This window comes from Pseudoalteromonas sp. CuT4-3 (assembly GCF_035666335.1).
Classification (GTDB): domain Bacteria; phylum Pseudomonadota; class Gammaproteobacteria; order Enterobacterales; family Alteromonadaceae; genus Pseudoalteromonas; species Pseudoalteromonas atlantica.
In genome coordinates this window covers 485,594-509,176 of record NZ_CP142031.1, presented here as the reverse complement: position 1 = coordinate 509,176, position 23,583 = coordinate 485,594, and the positions used below count along the sequence as shown (strand labels likewise).

At 42.0% G+C, this 23,583-nt stretch carries 25 protein-coding genes and 2 pseudogenes; 16 read left to right on the top strand and 11 right to left on the bottom strand.

Going from position 1 to position 23,583, the window contains the following annotated elements; genetic code table 11:
- The first annotated feature begins 26 nt into the window (after positions 1-26).
- The 4 genes from VOI46_RS19220 (at position 27) to VOI46_RS19205 (ending at position 6,187) form a co-directional block, all read left to right on the top strand.
- Positions 27-1,274 (top strand): exonuclease SbcCD subunit D C-terminal domain-containing protein, encoded by a 1,248-nt coding sequence (locus VOI46_RS19220; RefSeq protein WP_004588267.1) that lies wholly within the window; start codon positions 27-29, stop codon positions 1,272-1,274.
- The gene (locus VOI46_RS19215; RefSeq protein WP_324738286.1) at positions 1,271-4,921 is read left to right on the top strand and encodes an AAA family ATPase; all 3,651 of its coding nucleotides are present in this window, start codon (positions 1,271-1,273) and stop codon (positions 4,919-4,921) included. The genes VOI46_RS19220 and VOI46_RS19215 overlap by 4 nt, the downstream gene beginning before the upstream one ends.
- Positions 4,922-4,933: 12 nt before the next feature.
- Entirely contained in the window at positions 4,934-5,590 is a 657-nt protein-coding gene (locus tag VOI46_RS19210) for a class I SAM-dependent methyltransferase (RefSeq protein ID WP_004588269.1), read from the top strand.
- A 165-nt stretch (positions 5,591-5,755) separates the two neighbouring features.
- A complete protein-coding gene (locus tag VOI46_RS19205) occupies positions 5,756-6,187 on the top strand; it encodes a hypothetical protein (RefSeq protein ID WP_004588270.1) in 432 nt (143 codons plus the stop codon).
- A gap of 106 nt (positions 6,188-6,293) precedes the next feature.
- On the opposite strand, the gene VOI46_RS19200 is transcribed toward VOI46_RS19205, so the two are convergent.
- The 3 genes from VOI46_RS19200 to VOI46_RS19190 are packed head-to-tail and all read right to left on the bottom strand — an operon-like array spanning position 6,294 to position 7,703.
- Complete coding sequence (locus tag VOI46_RS19200; RefSeq protein WP_004588271.1) at positions 6,294-6,686, bottom strand: ACT domain-containing protein; 393 nt, start codon at positions 6,684-6,686, stop codon at positions 6,294-6,296.
- 17 nt (positions 6,687-6,703) lie between these two features.
- On the bottom strand, positions 6,704-7,246 hold the full coding sequence (locus VOI46_RS19195) for a hypothetical protein (protein WP_004588272.1): 543 nt from the start codon (positions 7,244-7,246) through the stop codon (positions 6,704-6,706).
- A 1-nt stretch (position 7,247) separates the two neighbouring features.
- Complete coding sequence (locus VOI46_RS19190) at positions 7,248-7,703, bottom strand: YaiI/YqxD family protein (RefSeq protein ID WP_004588273.1); 456 nt, start codon at positions 7,701-7,703, stop codon at positions 7,248-7,250.
- 120 nt (positions 7,704-7,823) lie between these two features.
- On the opposite strand from VOI46_RS19190, the gene VOI46_RS19185 reads away from it, so the two are divergent.
- On the top strand, positions 7,824-8,345 hold the full coding sequence (locus VOI46_RS19185) for a lipocalin family protein (protein WP_004588274.1): 522 nt from the start codon (positions 7,824-7,826) through the stop codon (positions 8,343-8,345).
- Positions 8,346-8,582: 237 nt separating this feature from the next.
- On the opposite strand, the gene VOI46_RS19180 is transcribed toward VOI46_RS19185, so the two are convergent.
- From VOI46_RS19180 to VOI46_RS19170, 3 genes are read right to left on the bottom strand one after another with little or no spacing between them, the layout of a single operon-like run.
- Entirely contained in the window at positions 8,583-8,924 is a 342-nt protein-coding gene (locus VOI46_RS19180; RefSeq protein WP_004588275.1) for a DUF3325 domain-containing protein, read from the bottom strand.
- Positions 8,921-10,516, bottom strand: a complete 1,596-nt coding sequence (locus VOI46_RS19175; RefSeq protein WP_004588276.1) for a PepSY-associated TM helix domain-containing protein — start codon at positions 10,514-10,516, stop codon at positions 8,921-8,923. The genes VOI46_RS19180 and VOI46_RS19175 overlap by 4 nt, the downstream gene beginning before the upstream one ends.
- Positions 10,513-10,851, bottom strand: a complete 339-nt coding sequence (locus VOI46_RS19170; protein WP_004588277.1) for a hypothetical protein — start codon at positions 10,849-10,851, stop codon at positions 10,513-10,515. Before VOI46_RS19170 ends, VOI46_RS19175 begins: the two co-directional genes overlap by 4 nt.
- Before the next feature lie 222 nt (positions 10,852-11,073).
- Here VOI46_RS19170 and VOI46_RS19165 point away from each other — a divergent pair, with 222 nt between their 5' ends.
- The 5 genes and pseudogenes from VOI46_RS19165 to VOI46_RS19145 all read left to right on the top strand — a co-directional run.
- The gene (locus VOI46_RS19165; RefSeq protein WP_004588278.1) at positions 11,074-11,430 is read left to right on the top strand and encodes a VOC family protein; all 357 of its coding nucleotides are present in this window, start codon (positions 11,074-11,076) and stop codon (positions 11,428-11,430) included.
- Between the two features lie 150 nt (positions 11,431-11,580).
- A complete protein-coding gene (locus tag VOI46_RS19160; RefSeq protein WP_004588279.1) occupies positions 11,581-12,171 on the top strand; it encodes a uracil-DNA glycosylase family protein in 591 nt (196 codons plus the stop codon).
- 460 nt (positions 12,172-12,631) lie between these two features.
- Positions 12,632-13,168: pseudogene (locus VOI46_RS19155) on the top strand (phytanoyl-CoA dioxygenase family protein); the annotation flags it as partial.
- A gap of 163 nt (positions 13,169-13,331) precedes the next feature.
- Positions 13,332-13,514, top strand: coding sequence for a hypothetical protein (locus tag VOI46_RS19150; protein WP_004586253.1), 183 nt, complete (start codon positions 13,332-13,334; stop codon positions 13,512-13,514).
- A pseudogene (locus VOI46_RS19145) lies at positions 13,495-13,890 on the top strand (bile acid:sodium symporter family protein); the annotation flags it as partial. The gene VOI46_RS19150 and the pseudogene VOI46_RS19145, both read left to right, overlap by 20 nt.
- A 58-nt stretch (positions 13,891-13,948) precedes the next feature.
- Here the strand turns inward: VOI46_RS19145 and VOI46_RS19140 are convergent.
- Positions 13,949-14,857, bottom strand: coding sequence for a LysR family transcriptional regulator (locus VOI46_RS19140; RefSeq protein ID WP_004586255.1), 909 nt, complete (start codon positions 14,855-14,857; stop codon positions 13,949-13,951).
- Between the two features lie 115 nt (positions 14,858-14,972).
- Here VOI46_RS19140 and VOI46_RS19135 point away from each other — a divergent pair, with 115 nt between their 5' ends.
- Genes VOI46_RS19135 through VOI46_RS19115 form a run of 5 tightly spaced genes read left to right on the top strand, consistent with a single transcriptional unit; the run spans position 14,973 to position 19,571 of the window.
- Complete coding sequence (locus VOI46_RS19135; protein WP_004586256.1) at positions 14,973-16,193, top strand: acyl-CoA dehydrogenase family protein; 1,221 nt, start codon at positions 14,973-14,975, stop codon at positions 16,191-16,193.
- Between the two features lie 9 nt (positions 16,194-16,202).
- Positions 16,203-17,024, top strand: coding sequence for an SDR family oxidoreductase (locus VOI46_RS19130; protein WP_004586257.1), 822 nt, complete (start codon positions 16,203-16,205; stop codon positions 17,022-17,024).
- Between the two features lie 12 nt (positions 17,025-17,036).
- Positions 17,037-18,110, top strand: coding sequence for a phosphotransferase family protein (locus VOI46_RS19125; protein WP_004586258.1), 1,074 nt, complete (start codon positions 17,037-17,039; stop codon positions 18,108-18,110).
- Positions 18,110-18,814: a histidine phosphatase family protein gene (locus VOI46_RS19120; RefSeq protein WP_004586259.1), complete on the top strand. Its 705-nt coding sequence runs from the start codon at positions 18,110-18,112 to the stop codon at positions 18,812-18,814. Before VOI46_RS19125 ends, VOI46_RS19120 begins: the two co-directional genes overlap by 1 nt.
- Before the next feature lie 10 nt (positions 18,815-18,824).
- Positions 18,825-19,571: an SDR family oxidoreductase gene (locus VOI46_RS19115; RefSeq protein WP_004586260.1), complete on the top strand. Its 747-nt coding sequence runs from the start codon at positions 18,825-18,827 to the stop codon at positions 19,569-19,571.
- Positions 19,572-19,660: 89 nt separating this feature from the next.
- Here VOI46_RS19115 and VOI46_RS19110 read toward each other — a convergent pair whose 3' ends face one another.
- Positions 19,661-20,233, bottom strand: a complete 573-nt coding sequence (locus tag VOI46_RS19110) for a hypothetical protein (protein WP_004586261.1) — start codon at positions 20,231-20,233, stop codon at positions 19,661-19,663.
- 193 nt (positions 20,234-20,426) lie between these two features.
- Here VOI46_RS19110 and arfB point away from each other — a divergent pair, with 193 nt between their 5' ends.
- On the top strand, positions 20,427-20,840 hold the full coding sequence (gene arfB, locus VOI46_RS19105; RefSeq protein WP_024033019.1) for an alternative ribosome rescue aminoacyl-tRNA hydrolase ArfB: 414 nt from the start codon (positions 20,427-20,429) through the stop codon (positions 20,838-20,840).
- An 81-nt stretch (positions 20,841-20,921) separates the two neighbouring features.
- Here arfB and VOI46_RS19100 read toward each other — a convergent pair whose 3' ends face one another.
- From VOI46_RS19100 to VOI46_RS19090, 3 genes are read right to left on the bottom strand one after another with little or no spacing between them, the layout of a single operon-like run.
- Positions 20,922-21,971, bottom strand: coding sequence for a DUF2955 domain-containing protein (locus tag VOI46_RS19100; RefSeq protein ID WP_004586263.1), 1,050 nt, complete (start codon positions 21,969-21,971; stop codon positions 20,922-20,924).
- 10 nt (positions 21,972-21,981) lie between these two features.
- Positions 21,982-23,046, bottom strand: a complete 1,065-nt coding sequence (locus VOI46_RS19095; RefSeq protein WP_004586264.1) for an HlyD family secretion protein — start codon at positions 23,044-23,046, stop codon at positions 21,982-21,984.
- Positions 23,047-23,054: 8 nt separating this feature from the next.
- Positions 23,055-23,516, bottom strand: coding sequence for a MarR family transcriptional regulator (locus tag VOI46_RS19090; RefSeq protein ID WP_282337981.1), 462 nt, complete (start codon positions 23,514-23,516; stop codon positions 23,055-23,057).
- Positions 23,517-23,583 lie beyond the last annotated feature (67 nt).

Genomic DNA, 23,583 nt, shown 5'->3' with positions numbered 1-23,583 from the left:
CTCTTATGGTTTTTTAAGAGCGCGATATGAAAGTTCTCCACACCTCAGATTGGCACCTAGGCCAACAATTTTATGAACATGACCGCCGTGATGAGCACGCTGCATTTTTTACTTGGCTACTTAGCACCCTAGTAGAGCAACACATAGATATACTTTTAGTTGCAGGCGACATTTATCATACAGCCACACCCAGTGCCAGCGCCGAAAACCAACTCTACCAATTTATAAAAGATGCTAAAAAGCGTTGCCCGCAATTGCATGTTGTTATTATTGCCGGCAACCACGACTCAGCCAATCGTATATTAGCGGCGCAGCCCTTACTTGCTCAGTTTGACACCCATGTAGTGGGGCGCTTTGAAGTAACCGACCCAGCCAATACCGTGATTGAAATAAATACGCAAAATAAACGCGCTGTAATCGTCGCTATGCCTTTTTTACGTACCAGCGATATAAGTTCACTTAGTCATACTAAAAACGGCCCTAGTTACGCACAAGGCGTTGAAAAAGCCTACAGGCTTGCCCTTGATCACGCCTATAGCATTAACGCGCAAAATTCGCCGTTAATTGTAATGGGGCATTTACATGCCAAAGGCGGTGATATTTCAAGTGACTCAGAACGTAATTTAGTGATTGGTGGGGAGGAGTCTATTTCGGCCAATGTATTTGGTAACAAGGCAGACTACGTAGCACTGGGGCATTTACACAAAGCGCAGCAAGTCGCTAAAAAAGACGTTATTCGTTACAGCGGTACGCCTATTCCTATGTCGTTTTCAGAGCGTAACTACACGCACCAAGTTAATATAGTAGAATTTAAAAGTGTTGAAAAACAAACTATTAGCACATCTGTAAACCCCCTTTACATTCCACGCTCTGCTGAAGTAATTATTTTACCAAAAGGGGAGTGCGTGCCATTAAGCAACTTATGCGAGCAAATTAAAGCGCTCGATACATCACAACATACTATTGCCCCTTATTTACGCGTAAAACTTAAATCAAGTGATACCGACACCACCTTTAGAGAACAAATAGAGCAGGCACTTGAGGGTAAACACGTAAAATTTTGCGGCATTGAGCGGGTACGAGAACAAACCATAACAAGCGATAACAGCGCCGTATTTGAAGATTTAAGTGAAATTGAAATGCTCAACCCATTAAACTTATTAGAACAAGCCTTTGCAAACGATAAAGATATGGCCGGCCAAGCTGTACCAGATGAGCTAAAAACACTGTTAAACGATGTAATAAGTGAGCTGACGGAGCAAGAGCAACTATGAAAATAACCGCAGTTCGTATTCACAACTTAGCCTCAATAGTCGATGCCGAAATCGACTTTACTCAAGCTCCACTAAAAGACGCGGGTTTATTTGCAATAACCGGCGACACAGGCGCAGGTAAAAGTACCTTTTTAGATGCTATTTGTTTAGCGCTTTATACTAAGACAGCACGCTTAAAAGGCGATAAAGGCAACTTAATTGATTTTAACGGCGACAGCATAAAGCTAAACGATGCGCGTAACTTACTGCGCAGAGGCAAATGGGAAGGCTTTGCTGAAGTTGATTTTGTTGGCCAAGATAAACAATTATATCGCGCACGCTACGTTATTACCCGCACCCACAAAAAGGCAACAGGCAAGTTAAAAGTGGCTGAGCATACGTTACTAACCTTGCCCGATGAAACCCTAATAGCCGATAAAAGCCAAACCATAAAAGAAGTAGAAAACAAAATAGGGCTAAGCTTTGAGCAGTTTTCCCGCGCGGTATTGTTAGCACAGCACGAGTTTGCAGCCTTTTTAAAAGCCACAGGGGATGAACGCGCACAACTTTTAGAGTGTTTAACCGGCACCGATAAATTTAGCTTAATTGGTAAACGTATTTTTGAGCGTAATAAAGCGCTAAAAGATCAATATGAATTACTTAATGCAAGCCTTGCAAGCTACACCCTATTAAGCGATGACGAATTAAGTGCTAAACAAACCCTGCGCGATGAGTTACTTAAAAAAATTGAGCAAACTAAAAAAACGCATGCAGCAACAGAGCAAAACTTAAATTGGTATAAGCAAGCAGCTAGCTTATCGCAGGCACTAGAACACGCAATAAAGCAGCAACAACACGCACAACAACAGCTTGATGCAATAGCAAAGCAAAGTGAGCAAGCTAAACAAGCACAAAGCGCCCTTGAAATAAAAGACAACCGCAAACGTCATGAGTACTTAACGGCGCAAAACAAAGTACTTAGTACGCAAATAAGCGATTTAAAAGCGATTGACCATGCAGCGCTTATAAAAGAGCAGGCCGCAACACTTACAACAAAGCAAAGCGAGTTAAAAACAGCGCAAGTGCAAAAGCAAACGGCAGAGCCAATTATTGCAAAAGCCCGCGAGCTCGACAGCCAACTTGCTATACACGCACAAACCATTACAAGCCTGACTCAGCAAAGCGAAAAAGAGCAGCAGCAACTTAGCGAATTACAAACGCAGTATACGCAAAGCCAACATGCACTCGATGAGGCAAACAAACTCAGCACAGGGCATCAAACGTGGCTAAACGAGCACACGCAGCTTAAACCATTGGCTAATGATTGGAATTATTACCAACATAGCTTTAATACGTATTTAAGTGCCAATGAGCAAATAAAGGCAACCGCTTCGCAAAACCAACAGCTGTTAGAAGAGCAAACTAAACAAGCGGCGCTGTTAGCTGAGCAAACTAAAAAAGTAGAGCTGCAAGAGCAACAACTTGCGCATCAACAAAAAGCTCTTAACCAGCTAAGTGAGCAACAACGCCAATTTAATATTGAACAATGCGATAGCAAACTTAAAAATATTGAATATTTAAAAGATCAGCGTTTGCGCTACCAGCAGTTTAATCAAGAAATAAAACACAGCACACAGCAACAAGCGGCGGTTGCGGCCAAGCTTGTACACAGTGAGCAAACTCAAACAACATTGCAACAAAGCTTAGCCTCTTGCGAGCAAGCACTTAAACACAGTGAATACGCATTAAATCAAGCTCGCCTGCGTGCCAGCGAAAACGTAGAGCATTTACGCACGCAGCTTACCCCTAACGAGCCATGTGTAGTGTGCGGGGCAAAAGAGCACCCGTATGCAAGCAGCCAAAGCCCGCAATTAAATAACCTAATAGCCGATTTTGAAACAAGTTATAACCAAGCTAAGCAGCAACACGATAGCGCCCAAGCTAAGCTGCACCAGCACCAAACTCAACATGCTGTACTTGTCACTGAGCACGCCCAATACAGCCAAGCCATACAGAGCGCACAGACAAAGCAGCTAGAAATTAAAACAACAATGCAAGGGGCACGTACAGAGCTTAACGACTTAACAGCACAGCAGCTTGATGAAACATACGCCCAACTCAGCAGTCAAAAATCGCACTATTTTGAATCGCAAAAAGAGCAAACAGCCCTGCAAGAAAAAGTAAATCAGCTAATAAATAACTTAAAAGCCGAGCAACATACACAGCAGCAATTGCATAATCAGCATGTTGAATTAACCAATAAGCTTGGCCAAATAAACACTAAACATGCAGAGCTAAATACGCAAGTTAACGAGCTTACCAGCACCCTTAACGCACAGTTTGAGCACAGTGACTTTTGGCAGCAATTGCAAAACAACACGCTTAATATGAGCGATTTAAGCCAGCAGGTTGAGCAGTACCAGCAAACACAAGTTCAGCTTGAACAAAGTCAAAAACAAATAGACAGCGCTAATCAGCAATTACAGCAACTCACACCGTTAATTGCTAAAAGTGAGCAAGCGCTTAAAGTTTTAAACGACGATTTAGCCAAAGCGCAACAACTGCAAAATACCACACGCACAGAGCGCCTTGCTTTATTTAACAACGAGCCATTAAGTGCCGATGATTACCAAGCAAAACTTAATGCGCAGCTTGAGCAGTGCCAAAAGGAGTTACATACAAGCCAACAAGCCCACGACAGCGCAATTAAAAAACGCGATGAGCACGCTATAACACTCAAAAACATTGAGCAGCGCTTGGCAGAGCAAATTCAAGAGCAAAGTACACTTGAAGAGCGCTACAATGCCTGGTTTAACGACTTTAAAGCGCAGTATAGCGAGGCAAATCACGAACAGATCGCTATTTTACTAACTCTGACTAGTGAGCAAATAAAAGAGCAATTAATGCAGTTTGAGCAGCGTTTAGCAGCACTTACAGACGCAAATGCAGCGCTTAAGCAACAGCAAAAGGCGCAAACAGATCACCAAAATACTAACAAGCCCGAAAAAAGCGAAAGCCAATTAGCAGAGCAAGAAACGTCCTTAGCCAATGAACAAACTGAGCTACAAAATAGTTTGCTTGGCACTAATACCGCGCTTGAGCAACACAATCAAAACGCCACAGCACTTAAGGGCAAACACGCTGAACTTGCTACCCTTAAAAAGCAGGTAGAGCAGTGGCACGTGCTTAATAAAGTATTAGGGGATGCAACCGGTAAAACCATGCGTAATTTAGCGCAAACACAAACCCTTAAAATATTGCTGCATTATGCTAACAGCCATTTAAAAACCCTCAATAAACGCTACGAGCTCACTGCCATTGCGCAATCGCTCGATATAGCCATTATTGACCGCGATATGGCCGACGAACAACGCTCTGTTAATACGCTCTCTGGTGGTGAATCATTTTTAGTATCACTAGCACTGGCATTAGGGCTTGCATCCCTTTCTTCAAATAAAGTGCAAATCAACTCTTTGTTTATTGACGAAGGGTTTGGTACGTTAGATAGCGAAACACTCAGCGTTGCTATGGACGCACTCGACTCATTACAAGCACAAGGCCGTAAAGTAGGGGTTATATCACATGTGAGTGAAATGAGTGAACGCGTAGCCACGCAAGTACATGTAAGTAAAAAAAGTGGTGGATACTCCACTGTTGAAGTCTTATAAAGGAGTTAAAAAATGCCAACATTCACAGGCGAGCAAGCAACGCATTACAACGACCGCATTACCCGTTTAGTCCCTGGTTATGAGCTATTGCACCAACTTACTAATGCTCAACTTAAAGCAACCCTTAAAGATAACGCACACATTTTAGTCGTGGGCGCAGGCACAGGCAAAGAAATACTCGCTCTTGCCGCGCTTAACCCTACTTGGCAATTTACCGCGCAAGATACCTCAAGTGATATGCTCGCAATTGCTAAACAAGCGTTTGAAGAGCACGGCATATCAAAGCGCGTTATTGTTATTGAAGGCGAGCTTGATAAGCTATCAACTAAGGCCGATGCGGCGCTATGCCTACTCGTAATGCACTTTTTAAAAGACGACGGCAGCAAAAAGCAGCTATTAAAAAATATTAAAGCTAATTTAAATAAAGGCGCAAACTTATTTATTAGCGATTTAATGAAACCCGAAACCGACTTTGAGCGCGAAGCACAAATTACTGTGTGTGCCGATTTAGGCTTAAGTGATGCAGGGCAAGCCTACACAGCTCAAAACTTAGACAGTGAATTTTACCCACTTGATAGAATGCGCTTTAGCGAGTTACTTAACGAGTGCAAATACGGTATTCCTAAGCTTTATTTTAAAGCGCTCGGTTTTAGCGGATACGTTGTTTAATAGTATAAAATTTAAGTAACATAACCCAAAACACCGAGTATGCATACTCGGTGTTTTATTTTATGCACACCCTTACATTTCCTGACAGCAACAAACAAACTTCTCACATCTTTTATATGCGTTGCTACTTATTATTTCCCTATTAAATATTAACAAGGACTCAACATGAAAAAGTATCTTATCGCGGTATTACTCCTATCAGGCTGCGCATCACAAGGGGTAGATCGAAACAATCAAAACCAAATTATTAAGCGTTACTACGCATCGGTAGAATCAATACAACCCGTCACACTTTCATCTGAAGTAGGCACAGGCATAGCAGCTGGCGCCGGGTTCGGCTTTGTCGATAACTTAGATGGCAACAGCGAAGAAATGCTCGGCGGAGCAATAATTGGTGGGTTAGTGGGAGGGTTATTTACCGCGTTATTTGAAGGCGGTAACGATGCCTATCAATTCAATTTATACGCAGCTAACGAAGGCGAATTTACTATTATTCAAAAGCAAAAACTCGATAAAAACACGCAATGCGTGGTAGTAAATGCAGGCGATACAGTAAAAATTGAGCCTGTAGCGCACCACTTTTGCAATCAAAACTAATTAATACCAAAAGCCGATACTGCAATATCGGCTTTGTGTTTTACATAAGCATAGGGCGCATCCCACTAAATACGTGTTACTCAGATCTGGTTTATATCAACTACCTTTAACCAATCTCACCAAGTGCTTTCATCGCGGCCTGCGCTTTATCGGTTTGTATAAAAATATGATCGTGATAAAACGCAGCTACTACGTTAGCGCTAATATTATGCTCGGTTAATTTGGCCGATACCGCAGCGGTTAATCCAATAGCCTCAAGGCTTGAATGCACATTAAGGGTAATTAAATTATATTTAGCTTCATACGTAATACCTGCTTTATCGGCGGTATCTGCATTTAAAATAAGGGTTAGGCCTTCTTCTTCAACGTAACTGGCAAGTGGGTTTAAATGAACGTAGTCGGCAAGGTTGCCTGCTAAACAACAAAATATGTATTCACCTTGTTTAAGCTCGGGGTTCATTGATTTTAATAACGTATTTAGCTCTAAAATTCCCGCCATGTTGAGTCCTTACATTTTTAATTAGATGTTTTAAGCTTGGCAACTAGCTCGCTTAATCGGGCTATTTTAATATTACTTAACTGCCGGTAATCAAAATACGGGCACACAATAATGTTATTCGTTGTATCAATTGCAAACTCATCGTCTAACCAATTAAATTGCGCATTAAGCTTACCTTGCTGTAATAAGTTTTTAGCATGGGTTCGCCCAGCAATAATATGCAGTTGGTTTTTATTTGTGCCGTTAATGATGGGCGCACTAAATAACAGCGCTGTTTTACTGTTTTTTTGCAGTAAAAGTGTATCGCGATAAGCTTGCCAGCTAGCGGCTTGTTTAGCAAAGCTGTAATGCTCACTCGGTAGCGCAAACAACACTTTAGCGTATACATTAAACACTTTACGCCAGCCATTACCACAGTGGTGGTTTATGGTATTTATTTGCTCGTTTATTACAGGCTCAACACTTTGTAGAGTTGCAAAGTAGGGCATAGGCGGCGCTTTTGCCACATAAACGGCTACGCTAAAGGCTTGCTCACCTAAGCCAATTAGTTGCTCACTCACACTAACTCGCCTTTTTTTGCGCTAAAATACGGTCGAGATTATTGGCAAAGTTTTGGCGGTCGGTTTGGCTAAGCGGTGGTGGCCCGCCACTCATTTCTACGCCGCTTGAGCGCATGGTATCCATAAAGTCGCGCACGTTTAATAACGAGCGAATATTCTCTGGCGTGTAAAGCTCACCACGCGGGTTAAGTGCTTGGCCGCCGTTATCTATAACTTCACTGGCAAGCGGTATGTCGCCAGTAATAACTAAATCGCCTTTTTCTACGCGTTTTACTATTTCGTCATCGGCCACATCAAACCCGCTCGAAACCTGTACGCGGCTTATAAATTTAGAAGGCGGAATGCGCATTGCATGGTTAGCTACTAAAATGGTTGGTGTTTGCGTGCGCTCAGCGGCTCTAAAAAGTATTTCTTTTATTACCACAGGGCATGCGTCGGCATCTACCCATATTTTCATGCTTAAATCTTTTAATTGCTCTAGTATTTAGCTGATCCTATAGCAATTTATTTTAATCGGCTAGCAAACTTTATTGGCTTAGAGCCGTACAAACAACATCACTTTTAAAAAGGAGCTTTCATGAAGGCCATTACGACTATTTTACTCATTACAGGGTTATTTTTACTCACCGCCTGCACAAGCGCACCTGAGGGCATTACTCCGGTTAAAAACTTTGACTTAGAGCAGTACAAAGGTAAGTGGTACGAAATTGCCCGCCTTGATCACTCATTCGAAGAGGGTATGGAGCAAGTAACCGCGACTTACACAGTAAACGACGATGGCACTGTAAAAGTGCTCAACAAAGGTTTTATAACTAAAGAGCAAAAGTGGGATGAAGCACAGGGCTTAGCTAAATTTGTAGAAGGGACTGACACAGGCCATTTTAAAGTCTCGTTTTTTGGCCCATTTTATGGTGCTTACGTTATTTTTGAATTAGACCAAGACGACTACCAATATGCGTTTATTACAAGTTATAACCGCGACTTTTTATGGTTTTTATCGCGTACACCTACCGTTAGTGACAAGCTTAAACAACATTTTATAGCTAAAGCAAACAAACTAGGCTTTGCTACAGAGCAAATTATTTGGGTGAAACAGTAGGATGCTTAGCTATGTAAAGGGGCTTTACAGTTGTTGAGCAAATGATTGTTACAGCTGTAATAAAATGATCATCTCACTGTAAGGTAAGTTAAATATGTTCGGGCTATATTAGCTGCACTTGCAACGAGACATGCAAGTGTTGGACATACTGAATATCCCCCTATTGTTGGCAAGCTTTATAGCTTGCCATTTTTTTGCCTAAAATTAATGGCTTTCTTTGGATCAGGTTTTTACTAACTAAAGTGAATTTACTGCCAGTAATAGCCCTGATAAGCCAATCAGTAACATATTTAAAAAGCTAAATGGCTTAATCAACTTTTCTATAAAATTATAAAAAATCGTTATAATTAATACACTTACCCCCATAAAGCCACAAAACAGTAAAGCACCGTATCCCTGCTGCGTAACCACACAGAGCAATAAGCTTAGTAAAATACTGATCCAAGCAACTATTAGCAGTAAATTACTTTGCAGCTTAGAGGGACGCTTTGTAAACACCGTTTTAAAATGCGCTGGCTTTGCCAAAGCAAAACCATTAAAAGCAAACAAACAGAGGCTAAAGCTAAGTAAATCAATCATGCTTTTTGCCTCTTTTTATTATCGGCTAGGTTATTAGCTGTTTTTTTAGATGCGCTAGAAGCAGTACGTAATTTTTCGGTTTGTACTAAAAACAGTATGCTAAACAGTAAAAATACCGCATCGAAAATAAACAAGGCCCATTGTTTATTAAGTAAGTAGCTCACTATATTGCCCTGTGTGGTAAGCGCATTTATTGCCGGTACACTCAAACACGCGAGGGCATTTATGGCTGCCATTACACGCCATTGCAGCCTATCACGCTTTAAAAGTGCCATAACGGCAACCACTAACCATGCTAAAAAGAACGCTGTAACTTCTTTTTCACCACGCCCTGCTACGGTTGGACTAAGTAATCTATTGGCAATAAAAAAGGCGCAAGTAGCCAGTGGTAAACCCATAATGGTGGCAAGGTTTAAACCTTCGACTAACTGTAAGCCAAATGAGGCTTTTCCCTTATTACGCTCACGTATGCGTTTAGCCCACATTATGCAGCCAGAGCCAATCATTACGCAGCCTGCAATTCCGCCAAGTACGTATAACCAGCGCAGTAAAGGCGTAGCAAAGCGCCCTGTATGCATAGAGTTAAGTGATTCATAAAGTGCTTTACTACTGCTAAGTTCGTCATCAGTTTGTGCAACTAACTCGCCCGTAGCACCACTAAACAAAAGCCGCGGAGATTGATCGCGAAGCGCCTTTGCAGGGCTCACCAATACCGTTATTGTTGAAGCGGCCATATTCGGTTTACTAACCTGAACACGCGTAATATCTGCACTAGGCCACTTGGTATAAACTTGATCCAAAATAGTGTTTATAGGGAGCAATTCTGCACTGTCTTGGGCGTTATTAGTCACGTTATTGCTAGGTGTTATATCGTTAAAAAAGCCACGCATACCCTTGTCGTACGTCGTTAACGCAGGGTAGGGGAACAACATAAATATAAGTGTAATGATGCCTGTGTAGGTAATCATTAAATGAAACGGCAGGGCAAGTACCGAGCTTAAGTTATGCGCATCTAACCAGCTACGAGTCCCTTTATTGTGCCTAAAAGTAAACATATCTTTAAATATGCGCTTATGAATAACCACGCCCGAAATTATTGCCAGCAGCATAAAAAAGCTGGCAAAACACACTACCCAGCGACCTGTTATGGCATCTAAATAATAAAGCTGATAATGCAACCGGTAAAAAAAGTTACCACCTTTACTTTCAACAAAAGGAGGCAGCGCTTGCATGGTGTTCGGGTTTAATTGGGTATTTACAAACTGGCTGCGGCGCTGCCCTGGCTCTTTAGGTTTTGCATAGCCATATACTAAATACGGTATACGCTCTTCGGGCAAGGTAATACGCCAACTAGGGGAATTTGCAGCGTGCTGATTTAAATAATCAAAGCCATTAATAATTTGCTGCCTTTGCGCGGCCACTCTGTCGGTTTGGGCTTGCACATTGTGTATAGCCGGTTGATTCCACAGATTTATTTCGTCTCTAAAAAAGCTCGCTGTGCCTGCAAAAAATATTACGTAAATAATCCAACAGGTAAGTAAGCCCACCCAGGTATGTAGCCAGGTCATCGACCTAAAAAAACTGTCTTTCATAGCCAACCCTTCAGTAATGCCAATACAGCAACAAAAAAACCTGTACTTAGTAAAATACTGATCCAAACAGTTTTTAACGACTTAACCGAAAACGCATAAATAAACACTGCGGCGTAAATTAAAATACTGATAGACACACACAGTAATACGGCATCTTGCTTAGGAATGGGCAGCAGTACACTTAATAATGAAATACACGCTGAGGTAAACGCATAACCACCCACTATGGCAATAATAAAACGCAAAAATACTAACACTCTATAGCTTTGGGCCACATTTAAAAGCGCAGCTAGGTTAGTTTTTGTAAAAGGTGCTATGTGCAGAGGTGCCTGCATAGTTAACAAATCCCTTATTCAAATACGAGAATAAAAATAAGGCGTTATTATAAAGCTTACAAATACAAAAGATAGCGATTCTCATTTGTATATTCTAGTTAATTTAACATTAGTGCCTAGCATGTTAGTAAAATACTGATCTCTGCTGTTTTACGGTTATTGCTTAGCTAATTACGAAGGTTTACAGTGGTCAATACTGGCAAGCCAAAGAGTAAATTTAAAATGAGCAACCACGAAAAACTAAATTATGTAGAGTTTCCCGCGTGCGATTTAACAGCTACAAAAAGCTTTTTTACTAACGTGTTTAACTGGCAATTTACCGACTATGGCCCAGAGTATACGGCATTTAGCGGCCAAGGGCTTGATGGTGGCTTTTTTAAAGCACCGCTTAAATCACTTACTCAACATGGGGCCGCACTGCTGGTGTTTTACAGTAACGACATTCACGCAACCTTTAAAAAAGTAGCGCAATATGGCGGCAAAATAGTAAAACCTATTTTTGAGTTCCCCGGTGGCTGCCGATTTCACTTTACCGAGCCGAGTGGTAACGAATTTGCCGTATGGTCAGAAAAACAATAAACATATCAAATAATTAGTTGTTACTTTCAAGTGAGATCACGATTTTACCAACTAATAACTAATTTGAGTAAAATAAACCGATTTTTTACCAACTCATTAGGTCTAAATGGCCATTTAGAACAAAATTTAAGCATTTAAGGCCAAATTTATATGGATCCGATCAATTTAATTGAGCAAGTTAGTAAATGCGTGATCTGTGAACCTCATTTACCGTTAGGTGCTCGCCCCGTTATACAATTTAATGCCAATGCGCGTATTTTAATTGCCGGCCAAGCACCGGGCATAAAAGTACACGAAACTGGCAAGCCCTTTAACGATGCCAGCGGAAACCGCCTACGCGAATGGCTTGGGCTAAGTGTTGATGAGTTTTATGATCCGCAAAAAATAGCTATTTTACCTATGGGATTTTGTTACCCTGGTAAAGGTAAGTCGGGCGACTTACCCCCGCGTAAAGAATGTGCACCCGCTTGGAGAGCGCAATTACTAGCCGCTCTGCCAAATTTAGAGCTTACAATCGTGCTTGGTAAATACGCGCAGGCTTATCATTTACCGCATACTAAAAACAGGCCCTTAACCGAGTTAGTAAAATCGTGGCGTGAATATTGGCCGGAGCATTTGGTGCTACCACACCCAAGCCCACGCAATAATATTTGGCTTAAAAAGAACCCATGGTTTGCACAAGATGTACTGCCAGAACTTGCTGGGCGCGTTGCTGCAATATTAAATAAAGAACCACAATGAACAGTTATAAATCAAACGGTTATATGCTTGTAAAGGGGCTTTACAGTACCAAAGAGCTAAATAAAATTAAGCCAGCAATTAGGGCGTGTTGATCTTTGCGGATTGAAATTTGTTCAATCTAGGGGCGATTAAATCGCGGCGCGAGGTTTGTAACCTAGTGGGCTAAGTAAAAACCGAGCAACAAAGAGTTTATCGCCCCTAGACAGAACCCAAAGGGCAGCGCATGTTTGGCATTTATGCTGCGTTATCGCCTATTTATGTGGAATAACCACACTTCATAGGCTCTGCCTTGCCTAAAAACCAAACACACTGCTGCAAATTCAACCATCAAAGTTCAACACGCCCTAAGCTTCCATACAAAGTGGAAGGCTAATAACCGTGAGCTTTATAAATCCCGTGCCATTAATAGCTCAGGCATAACAAATAGGAGTATTTAACGGCGCAGCAAAACGAAGCCTTATTTAGTTTAATAGCTGATAACAAATTAATTAAGCGTGTAAAAAAGGCGATTAGTGAGCCACTGTTTTTAAATACTCAGTTATTTTTTAATCCCGTAAATGTTACACAAAAAAATTATTGGCATCGCGATATGCAATACCATTTAAATGTGCAAGAGCAACAAGCTGCGTTAAACGGGCCCGACGTAGTGCACTGCCGGTTAGCCTTTGAAGACGAGCCAGGCATAGAGCTTGTGCCCCACTCGCATAAAAATTGGGATACACCAGAGGAGCTAAATGTACGTTTTGCAAAAAATAATAAACTGCCAAGCGATAACCTAACTACAGGCAAAGTTATTAAACTTAATGCGGGAGATTTACTGTTGTTTTCAGCCAATATGATTCACCGAGGCTTATACGGCAAAAACCGTTTAGCACTGGATATTATTTTTTGCGAAAATGCACCACAGCTTACCGCCTTTATCAATGCAGCAAACACTCCAAGCTCGGCAATCGCTAATAAAACCGATAACCCACTGGTATTTTTTAACCCGCTTTAAACCCGCTATAACCCCATTTAACACAACACTTTTTCGCTTAACTATAAATATTACTAATAGTGTTGAATAAATAAACATCACTGTTATTTATTTTAAGACTCGTCAGTATGAAATAGAAGCAAAATTATCCAATAAAAATAACCTATATAATGGAGTTGCAGCTATGACAACTGAACACACACAATCACATACACGTTTAAAACCTGCTTTTTTAAAACAAAAAACACTTACTTTATTTACGCTCAGCGCATTAAGCGTGGGTATGGCACAAGCTGGCGAGCAAAAAATAAATAAAAGTGAGCTTGAAACCATTACCGCCACCTCGCAAAAGCGAATTTGCGATTAAAAGTGAGCCGTTTTTTAGGCGTTTTTCGTTATTTTTTATGCTCGCCATGATAGCCGCGTTAGTAATAAAAGAACGCGCCTTACTGGCAAGCTCGTTTGATGCTGTATTTTGGGCCTGCCTTGCATTAAATATTGGCTCAATGGTCATTGGCTTGCTCATAGCTAAGCTTTCAAACCTTAATCTGACCGATTCACTAACACTTGGGATTGAGGTAGGGATTCAAAACGCATCGCTGGCTATTTTAATTGCTATAAGCTTTTTAAATAAGCCAGAATACGCAGTAACAGGCGGTGTATATGGCCTTGGCATGTTTATTAGGCCGCTGTTATTAATTGCTGGGCTTAAGTTTATAAACAAACGCCTTGTAAACGCTTAAAAAAACAACGCGAAGCGCCAAGTTTAGTTCACTAAGTTTGGCGCTTTTTTTATAGCTATTAACGTTTAAAAATATGCTGCACTTGCCCACGTAACCATACTAAAGCATCGTCTTTATCAGTACTCTGATGCCAATATAAATGCTGATAAATAGCAGGCATAGTGGTGGGCACGGGCCGTGCTATTAGCGTGTCGTCTAGCAATTGACTGGCAACCATTGAAGGTAAAGTAAGTAAAAATGGCGCGTCTATTATTACCTCTTTCGCGGCAAAATAATTTTGACAACGTATAGCCACCTGCCTATTAAAACTCAATTGCAATAACGCAATATCTTCAATAACAGTACCGGTTGCCCGGTTAGATACCGCCACATGCTTAGCCGCTAAATAATTGTCTATATTGAGTTGGTTTTTAAGCGGGTGGTTTTTTTTCATGAGTACACAAAAGTGATCGCTTGAGAGAACAGCGTGGCTAATGGGCGCTTTTATTGGCCGTGCTACATCAATTGCCATATCTATTTGATGATTAGCTAATTGCTTATGCATATCTTCACGGCTTAATTTTACGCTCGCTAAGCTTGCATTGGGAGCATGTTTTGCCAGTGCAAGTTGCAATTTAGGCAAAACAATAGGCTCTATTGCATCGTGCAGGGCTATTTTAAAAGTTTGTGCAGTGGTCGCTAAATTAAAATCACCGCAGGCTTGTAGCACTTGGCGTAATTTTTCGAGTAAATCTATTAGCTCGGGTGCCATACGTTGGCACGCAGGGGTGGGCAGCATTAATTGCCCTTGGCGCTCAAATAACGGATCGTTTAATACAGTGCGCAAACGTTTTATAGCATGGCTGACTGCTGAGGGCGTTATGTACAGCACCTTTGCGGTTTCGCTCATGTTTTTTTCACGGTATAGGCATTCAAATATTTTAAGTAAATTTAAATCTAACTGCTGAATATTTTTAGCTTCTATCATTATTACCCGCTCATACTATGAATATAATTCACACTTAACTGGTAATATATTTCATTTAATTCATTGAGGCGAATGTTTTATGCTGGGTTAACTAAAAAATAAATAGGCAACCCTAATGAACTTTGAGCCAAGCCAAAAAAGCCAAGACTACCTAAAGCGTGTAACTGCCTTTATGGATGAGCACGTATTGCCTATTGAGCAAGCAGTAGTTGCGCATAACCATGCTAAAAATAATTCAAACGATTGGACCACTTGGCAGTTAAGTGAGCACATTGAGCCATTAAAAGCGAAAGCAAAAGCCGCTGGCCTGTGGAACTTATTTTTACCCGATGCAGAACTAGCACAAGGTTTAACCTGCTTAGAATACGCCCCTATTGCAGAGCAAATGGGTAAATGCTTATTTGCCTCAGAAATATTTAATTGTAACGCCCCCGACACTGGCAATATGGAAGTGCTTTATCATTTTGCAAACGATGAACAAAAACAACAGTGGTTAACCCCATTATTAAATGGCGATATTCGCTCAGTATTTGCCATGACCGAGCCCGATGTCGCTTCATCAGATGCGACAAACATGCAAGCTACCATAGATGTTGATGGCGACGATCTCATTTTAAATGGCAAAAAATGGTGGACCACCGGCCTTGGTCATCCCAATGCACAGGTGGCTATTTTTATGGGGCTTTCCAACCCCGAAAACGATAAACACAGCCAGCATTCAATGGTACTTGTGCCGCTAAACACACCCGGTGTAAACATTAAGCGTATGCTAAGTGCCTGTGGCGATTTTGATGCCCCCTACGGCCACGGCGAAATGGAATTTAATAACGTACGCGTACCAAAGCAAAACCTTATTTTAGGGTTAGGCAAAGGCTTTGCCATTGCACAGGGGCGCTTAGGGCCTGGGCGAATTCATCATTGTATGCGCGCAATTGGCGCAGCAGAGCGCTGTTTAGAGCTCATGATTAAACGCGGGCTATCGCGCAGCGCTTTTGGTAAACCCTTACTTAAATTAGGCGGTAATTTAGAACGTGTAGCGCAAGCGCGTATGGCAATAGATCAAGCCCGCTTATTAACGCTGCACGCGGCATGGAAAATAGACACTCAAGGCGTTAAACACGCCATGACCGAAATATCGAGCATAAAAGTAGTAGTACCTAATATGCTGCAAATGGTCTCAGATATGGCAATACAAGTGTTTGGTGGTGCTGGGGTGTCGAGCGACTTTCCTATTGCCTCGTTTAATGCAATGGGCCGTATTTTACGCCTTGCAGATGGCCCAGACGAAGTACATATGGGCATGGTTTCGCGCCTCGAACTTAACAAATACCGCTAAGGCAACACCATGAAAACACGACTAATAATAACAGGTGGAGCCACAGGGCTGGGTAAAGCGTTAGCCCTGAGTTATGCAAGTAATTTGGGCGCTAACTTACAAATTTGTATTGCCGATATAAACGCCGAGCGTGCAGCCATAACCATTAGTGAGCTGCAAGCACTAAAAGCCGATGCTTTTTTTTACGCCTGCGATGTAACCAAGCAAGCAGATGTAAAGGGGCTTTACGATATTATCCAAACCAAGTGGCAGGGCGTAGATATTGTTATAAATAATGCAGGCGTAGCCACGGGTGGCTCACTTGAGGGCGAATCGCTTGAGCAATGGCAGTGGATTATGGATATTAATTTGCTCTCTATGGTGCGGGTGTGCCAAACGTTTTACCCCGTATTTAAGCAACAAGGCGGTGGCTACTTTATTAATATAGCCTCACAAGCAGGGCTTACCCCTATTCCGTTTATGAGCAGTTATAACGCCGTAAAAGCAGCGGTTATTGGCTTTAGCGAAACCCTAAAGCTTGAACTCGCCCACGATAATATAGATGTAAGCGTAGTGTGCCCAAGCTTTTTTAAAACCAATCTTGATGAATCAATGCGCACTAGCGAGCCGGCCATGAAAACCATGCTTAACCGTGCCTTTGAGCGCTCCCCCATAAACGCACAACAAGTTGCCGATATTATTTATAAGCAGTCACTTAAACGCCCATTTTTAATTTTGACCCATAAATTAGGTAAACAGGCCTTTTTAATGAAAAAACTACTCCCCGTTGAGTGGTACATTAAAAACATGCTGAAAAAAACACGCTCTATGCAACGTTTAAAATCAAAATAATAAAGGCTAGCAATGAACACACAATTATTAGATCAAGCCAAAAACGTACGCCAAGGCGAAGAGCTCGACACCCAAAAGGTAGATGCCTGGCTTAAACAACACATTACACAATTAACTGGCGAGCCAAGTGTTACTCAATACGCAGGGGGGGCATCAAACTGGACCTACTGCCTAGAGTACCCAGAGCAATCGCTTATTTTACGCCGTGCGCCCAAAGGCACCAAAGCCAAAGGCGCACACGATATGGGCCGCGAGTTTAAACTTCAGCAGGCGCTAAAGCCAGTTTACGGCTATGTGCCAAATATGGAGGCGTTTTGCGACGATGAAAACATACTCGGCACCGACTTTTACGTTATGGAAAAGCTTACGGGGATAATTCCGCGTAAAAATTTACCACGCGGATTAACCCCCACGCCCGAGCGCACCAAAAAGCTGTGCGAAAACGTACTCGACTGCCTAGTAGAGTTACACAAAGTAGATTACAAACAGGCCAACTTAAGCCATTTAGGCAAAGGCGAAGGCTATACACAGCGCCAAATTAGCGGCTGGAGCGAGCGCTTTACTAAAGCCAAAACTTGGAATGTACCCAGCGGCAAAAAAGTAATTAAATGGCTTGAAAACAACATGCCAAGTAACGAGCGCATTTGTATAACACATAACGATTTTAGGTTTGATAACGTTGTGCTTGATGCAAACGACTACACCAACGTACTGGGTATTTTAGATTGGGAACTTGCCACCCTTGGCGACCCACTTATGGACTTGGGCAATACACTGGCTTACTGGGTAGAGCCAGCAGATGACTTTTTAGCCCAAGCCACACGCCGTCAACCCACTCACTTAGAGGGTATGCTAACGCGCAAAGAAGTAGTGGCCTACTACTGTAAAAAAATGAATATAACCGTAGATGACTTTACCTTTTACGAAGTGTACGGGCTATTTAGGCTTGCCGGCATTGTGCAGCAAATTTATTACCGCTATCACCATGGGCAAACTAAAAACCCCGCCTTTAAACACTTTTGGGTGTTTGTACATTACCTTTTATGGCGCTGTAAAAAAGCCATTAACAACCAAGGTAAAGTCTAATGTGTATTTTATATTTAGTACGCCACGGGCAGGCCAGTTTTTCGGCTGATAATTACGATACGCTCTCAACAAAAGGGCAACAGCAAGCCACACTACTAGGTGAATATTTAGCACAAAAGCAGCTAACACCCGATGCTGTATTTGCTGGCAGTATGCTGCGCCATAATCAAACCGCAGAGCTGAGTTTAGTAAGTGCTAATAATGCGCCGGTACTAATAAACGATGCGCGATTAAACGAATACGATCACGAGCATATTTTAGCCGTTTATAACCCACAGCTTGCCACCCCAAGCCAAGTTCGCGCGGCACTTAGCAAGCAAGCCGAGCCTATGGAATACTTTAAAACGGTATTTATTAGCGCCATACAGCAATGGGTACTCAATCCCGACAGCACTCAATATAACGAAAGCTTTAATGCATTTACTGCGCGTGTACTTGGCGCGCTTGAACAAATAGCCAATGAAAACCACGGTAAAAAAGTAATTATTTATACCTCTGGCGGGCCTATTAGCATTATAACCAGCCATTTAATGGGGCTAAAGCTCGAGCGCTTTATTGATATTAATTGGAGCTTAGTAAACGCAGGCGTAACCAAAGTAGTGGCGCGCGGCAAAGGAAAAAATCAAAAATTAACGATAAGTAGTTTAAACGAGCATCACTTTTTAGAGTGCCACCCACAACAAAAATTAATTACATACACCTAAGGATCTAATTATGCGCAAAAACATACTAATAACAGGTGCAAGTTCAGGCTTAGGCAAAGGCATGGCAAAAGAGTTTGCAAAACAAGGTTGTAATCTTGCTTTATGTGCTCGGCGCTTTGAGCTATTAGAGCAGCTAAAAAGTGAGCTTGAACAAATAAACCCAAATATAACCATTAGCATAAAAGTGCTTGATGTTAACAACCACGAGCAAGTATTTAGCGTATTTAACGCCTTTAAAGAAGAGCTTAACGGCCTTGATAGAGTGATTATAAACGCTGGTATGGGCAAAGGAGCCTCTATTGGTACGGGTTATTTTAATGCCAACAAACAAACCGCACAAACTAACTTTGTGGCCGCACTTGCGCAAGCTGAGGCCGCAATGGAAATTTTTAGAGCGCAAAACCATGGACACTTAGTGACTATTTCATCTATTAGTGCTGTACGTGGTTTTAGGCGCGCCATGACCGTTTACGCCGCCACTAAAGCGGCTATTACCTCATTAAGTGAGGGCATACGCATAGATGTAATGCACACGCCTATAAAAGTAAGCTGTGTACATCCAGGTTTTATAAGAAGCGAAATAAACGAAAAAGTAAAAACAGTGCCGTTTATTGTTGATATCGAAACTGGCTGCAAAGCACTGGTAAAAGCAATAAATAAAGAAAAAGCCAACAGCTTTGTGCCAAGCTGGCCGTGGGCATTTCTGCATTGGATTTTACGAATAGCACCGCTGAGTACAATTCGTAAAATGTCGTAAGGTTTTTAAATTTTAGGCATTAAAAAAGGTGGCAAATGCCACCTTTTATGTACGTGTTTACTTAACCTACGTTTAGGTTATTTGTAAAATTATAGTAGTGCAAAAATCTTTTGCAGCTGTGGCATGTACTCGCTCACAAGCTCAAGGTTGTTTTCGCTTACTAGTGGGTCTGTAGATTCTTCAGCCGCGCTTGAAGCCTTACCAAACGAGCCCATTAACGAGCTAGCGTCACTGCTTTTAGCACTTTTAAGGCTTTGCAGGCCACCCATTACTTTATTTGCTGTTTCTTGGTTTTCAGCTGAAAGACCCGACTTAAGGTTTTCGATGTAAGCCATAGATACTTCTGAGCCAACAGATACTAATTCTTCAGGCGAAAAACCGTAACGGTTAGTAATATCGGCAAAGCTTTTATATAAACCTTGCTCTTTAATCATGCTTAATGCGCTATTAGCAAGAGAGCTTTGCTCTTCAACATTTTGATCAGCAGAGCCACCTAGCATGCTTGCTAAATCTAGGTTTTTTAACGAATCTTGGCTGCTAGCCCAGCTAGAAACAGCCGGCAGTGCTTTCATGTAGCTTTGTAATTGGCCTTCGCTAATATCTTCAGCAAGGCTAGAAAAACTCATTGCTAGTAAGCTAAGTGATAAAATTATTTTTTTCATGGGGCGTTTCCTATTATTTAATTAAAGCCATTAAAAACTAAATGTAAGCGCTTGCCAATACATAACTAAAGTATTAGGTGTAATTAGGCTATAAAGTAGTATAAATGCTTTAAAGTTCTATAACTTAAGCTGATTCAGCACAAATATAGTTACAAATGTTATACTGCATTTTTGTCGATAAGAGCTGAACGTAATGTTAACTATTTCAAATACTGTCACTATAGATGAATGGGAACTAGAGCTAACTGCTATACGTTCGCAAGGTGCCGGTGGCCAAAACGTTAACAAAGTAGCCAGCGCCATTCATTTACGCTTTGATATTAACCGCTCAAAGTTACCCGATTTTTACAAAGAACGTCTATTAAAGCTAAACGACTCTCGGATCACCAAAGAGGGCGTGGTGGTAATTAAAGCCCAAAGCTTTCGCACCCAAGAGCTTAACCGAGAAGATGCACTAAAACGTTTAAAAGATTTAATTTTAAGTGCAACCAAGGTAAATAAAGCCCGCCGCGCAACCAAGCCAAGCCGTAACTCGCAGCGCAAGCGCATGGATAAAAAAACCAAGCATGGGCAAACCAAAGCCCTGCGCGGTAACATTAAGTTATAACTCACTAAGTTTATAAGGCTTTACAGTAAAGTATGCTTAATTTACGCCTACAGCTAATAGTTAAGCGTAGGCGTGAGTGGGCTATTCGTAGGTATGATGGCGGGTGGCACTAAAGCGATTTAATATATGGTGCATTACATACACCGCAGATAAACTAGCCACAATAGCCACCGCAACAGAGCTAAAGCGATACATGGCGCTATAAACAAGGTCTTGCCCGGGGCCTAGAGAGTTGCCAAACAAAATACCAAACGTGGTTAACACACCAAATCCTATGCCCGGTGCGCCGCCACCAATAATATGAAAACGGCTAAATACAAACGATAACGTCCACAGTATAAGCACCGGAAACAATAAAAAGTCAGAGTGATTATACAATAACACTTGCGCCAACAGCGCAGCATTACAGCCAATTAATGTACCAATAGCGCGCTGCCAACCGGCCATACCTGCGGCTTTCCAGCACAGCGAAAACAAAATTAATACCGATGAGGCTTGCGCCGATATTGAATCTTGTAAATCGAGGACTTGAAACGCCACAAACGAAAGCGTAGCAACCGTTGCGCATAATAATACCTCATGGCGAATGCTTTCTTTGGCTTTAGCGGGTACCGCCCTCACGGCACGCGCGGTTACATCAGGAAAAACACCATGCATAACAAACGCTATAACAATAGAGAGAACAGTAGCCAAACCATTACTTAAAATAAGCGGGTATACACTACTTGTACCGGTTACATAGCTTGAAAAGTGCAGTTGAATCGACAACCCAACCACGCCTAGTGCGCCAAATAAAAAAGCCGCACCTGAGCTCATTTGATAAAACAAAAAGCAAAACGCTAAAAATACGATAATGGTCATCAGTACCGGAAGGTGCGAAAACAAGCCCTGCATAATTAAAACCATTGGAATACTAATGGCGGCACTGGCTAAAAACTGGCGCACAATGCTTTTATTTAACACCGGCACTAAACCAAGTAGCAACATAGGGTAAACAGTAAAAAATATACCGTATGGCCAGTTCATTAATTTACTAATAGTAAACCCTATGGTGCAACCACCGGCTATGCGCAGCGCTTGGCGTAAACCGTTTGAGTCTAATTGCGGTGCTTGGCTAACAGCTTGAGTCATACGGCCTCCATTAATAAATGTAGTGTAGCCAGCTAATAAACCTAATTTGAGCCGACGCTAACCATTGCCCAATTGTTGACTCTGGCAATAGTTGCACAGTGGCACGGGCACCACTTGGCATATTAGCAATTAATTTAGCGTTATCTGGCATCACTAAATGAATACGCTGGCGCTGAGCATCGCGCACCCAACGATTACTGGTTTCGGTACTACTAAGCGAGCCATTAGCACTGAGTTGCCCATCGCTTACGCCTGCCTCAAACGTGCTTATATGCGCGTTGTAAACCTCACCTGGGCGGCTATCAAATACCACTCGCGCCAAACTACCTGGTTTCATATTTAGTAATGACTTTTCTCTAAAATCGGCAACAAGGTCGGCCTTATTAGCCACAATAGCTAAAAGCGGGCTACCCGTTACCGCATATGCGCCATCAAGTAGTTGTAAGTTAGAAACCACACCAGCGCTTAGCGCACGCACTTGGGTGTACGATAAGTTAAGCTCGGCTTGTGCTAATTGGTTTGCAGCATGGCGAAGCGCTAAGTTTTGCGCGCCGCTTTCGCCGCGGGCAAGTACTGCTTCTGCCAATTGCGCTTCTAATGAGGCGACATTTGATTTACTTGCTTCAAAGTTAGCTTTAATGCTTTCAAGCTCTTGCTCTGAAATAGAGCGCTGCTTAAATAATGCTTCGCCACGGTTATTTAGTAATTGCTGTTCGTGCAGCTTTGCCTTGGCCGCCGAAATTTGCGCCTCAAGTGCTTTTACATTGGTATCTAAACGTTTGTTTTGTAATTTGGCGTCGTCAAGGGCAAGCTGTGCCTGCTCTAGCGCTAATTTATACGGGCCTGAGTCTATTTCAAACAATACATCGCCAGCCTTTACGGTTTGATTATTGTTAACCAATACCTTAGTAACACGGCCACTTATTTGCGGGGCAATTTGCACCACAGGATGATAAACCCGCGCTTGCGGCGTTACCGGCATAAACATGTCGGCAATTAAATAGTAAATAAATATAACAACAAAACACGCTAACGAAAGCCTTACATAACGAGTAAATTTTTGATCTGGTGTCATTGTGTCTCTTACTCTTTAATACAGTTTAGTGCGTTTTTTTCCATATTGACGATGCCATAAGCAAACGCATCGAGTTGCTGTGTGCTTAGCCCGCTGTATAGCTGGCTTTTAATATCAATGAGTTTTTCGTTTAGCGACTGTAAAATTGCACCACCTTGCTCGGTAAAGTAAATTTTTTTACTGCGTTTATCGTGCTCATCAACTTTACGGGTAATTAAAAGCTGCTCTTCTAATTGCTTTAATGTGCGGGTAAGCGAGGGCATTTCTATTCCTAAACTCTGCGCAAGCTCAAGCTGCGTTATGCCCTCGCCCAACATATTTATATGGGTTAGTGCCGTCCAGCGCGATTGCGTAAGCCCTAAAGGTTCTACAGCTAAAGTGATGGCCTCGCGGCACAGCCTATGAACCCGCCCCATGTTACCAATAATGGTTAAATCGAGCGTTTCGTGAAAAGGTTTTTGAGTAGTCATAACCACCTCAAATTAGTTAGCATGCTAAGTATTTTAGCATTGGTTAGCGTGCTAAGTAAATATTGAG

Coding starts and splice junctions, on each gene's coding strand:
- VOI46_RS19220 (WP_004588267.1), top strand. CDS start 27: ATGAAAGTTCTCCACACCTCAGATTGGCACCTAGGCCAACAATTTTAT.
- VOI46_RS19215 (WP_324738286.1), top strand. CDS start 1,271: ATGAAAATAACCGCAGTTCGTATTCACAACTTAGCCTCAATAGTCGAT.
- VOI46_RS19210 (WP_004588269.1), top strand. CDS start 4,934: ATGCCAACATTCACAGGCGAGCAAGCAACGCATTACAACGACCGCATT.
- VOI46_RS19205 (WP_004588270.1), top strand. CDS start 5,756: ATGAAAAAGTATCTTATCGCGGTATTACTCCTATCAGGCTGCGCATCA.
- VOI46_RS19200 (WP_004588271.1), bottom strand. CDS start 6,686: ATGGCGGGAATTTTAGAGCTAAATACGTTATTAAAATCAATGAACCCC.
- VOI46_RS19190 (WP_004588273.1), bottom strand. CDS start 7,703: ATGAAAATATGGGTAGATGCCGACGCATGCCCTGTGGTAATAAAAGAA.
- VOI46_RS19185 (WP_004588274.1), top strand. CDS start 7,824: ATGAAGGCCATTACGACTATTTTACTCATTACAGGGTTATTTTTACTC.
- VOI46_RS19180 (WP_004588275.1), bottom strand. CDS start 8,924: ATGATTGATTTACTTAGCTTTAGCCTCTGTTTGTTTGCTTTTAATGGT.
- VOI46_RS19175 (WP_004588276.1), bottom strand. CDS start 10,516: ATGAAAGACAGTTTTTTTAGGTCGATGACCTGGCTACATACCTGGGTG.
- VOI46_RS19170 (WP_004588277.1), bottom strand. CDS start 10,851: ATGCAGGCACCTCTGCACATAGCACCTTTTACAAAAACTAACCTAGCT.
- VOI46_RS19165 (WP_004588278.1), top strand. CDS start 11,074: ATGAGCAACCACGAAAAACTAAATTATGTAGAGTTTCCCGCGTGCGAT.
- VOI46_RS19160 (WP_004588279.1), top strand. CDS start 11,581: ATGGATCCGATCAATTTAATTGAGCAAGTTAGTAAATGCGTGATCTGT.
- VOI46_RS19150 (WP_004586253.1), top strand. CDS start 13,332: ATGACAACTGAACACACACAATCACATACACGTTTAAAACCTGCTTTT.
- VOI46_RS19140 (WP_004586255.1), bottom strand. CDS start 14,857: ATGATAGAAGCTAAAAATATTCAGCAGTTAGATTTAAATTTACTTAAA.
- VOI46_RS19135 (WP_004586256.1), top strand. CDS start 14,973: ATGAACTTTGAGCCAAGCCAAAAAAGCCAAGACTACCTAAAGCGTGTA.
- VOI46_RS19130 (WP_004586257.1), top strand. CDS start 16,203: ATGAAAACACGACTAATAATAACAGGTGGAGCCACAGGGCTGGGTAAA.
- VOI46_RS19125 (WP_004586258.1), top strand. CDS start 17,037: ATGAACACACAATTATTAGATCAAGCCAAAAACGTACGCCAAGGCGAA.
- VOI46_RS19120 (WP_004586259.1), top strand. CDS start 18,110: ATGTGTATTTTATATTTAGTACGCCACGGGCAGGCCAGTTTTTCGGCT.
- VOI46_RS19115 (WP_004586260.1), top strand. CDS start 18,825: ATGCGCAAAAACATACTAATAACAGGTGCAAGTTCAGGCTTAGGCAAA.
- VOI46_RS19110 (WP_004586261.1), bottom strand. CDS start 20,233: ATGAAAAAAATAATTTTATCACTTAGCTTACTAGCAATGAGTTTTTCT.
- arfB (WP_024033019.1), top strand. CDS start 20,427: ATGTTAACTATTTCAAATACTGTCACTATAGATGAATGGGAACTAGAG.
- VOI46_RS19100 (WP_004586263.1), bottom strand. CDS start 21,971: ATGACTCAAGCTGTTAGCCAAGCACCGCAATTAGACTCAAACGGTTTA.
- VOI46_RS19095 (WP_004586264.1), bottom strand. CDS start 23,046: ATGACACCAGATCAAAAATTTACTCGTTATGTAAGGCTTTCGTTAGCG.
- VOI46_RS19090 (WP_282337981.1), bottom strand. CDS start 23,516: ATGACTACTCAAAAACCTTTTCACGAAACGCTCGATTTAACCATTATT.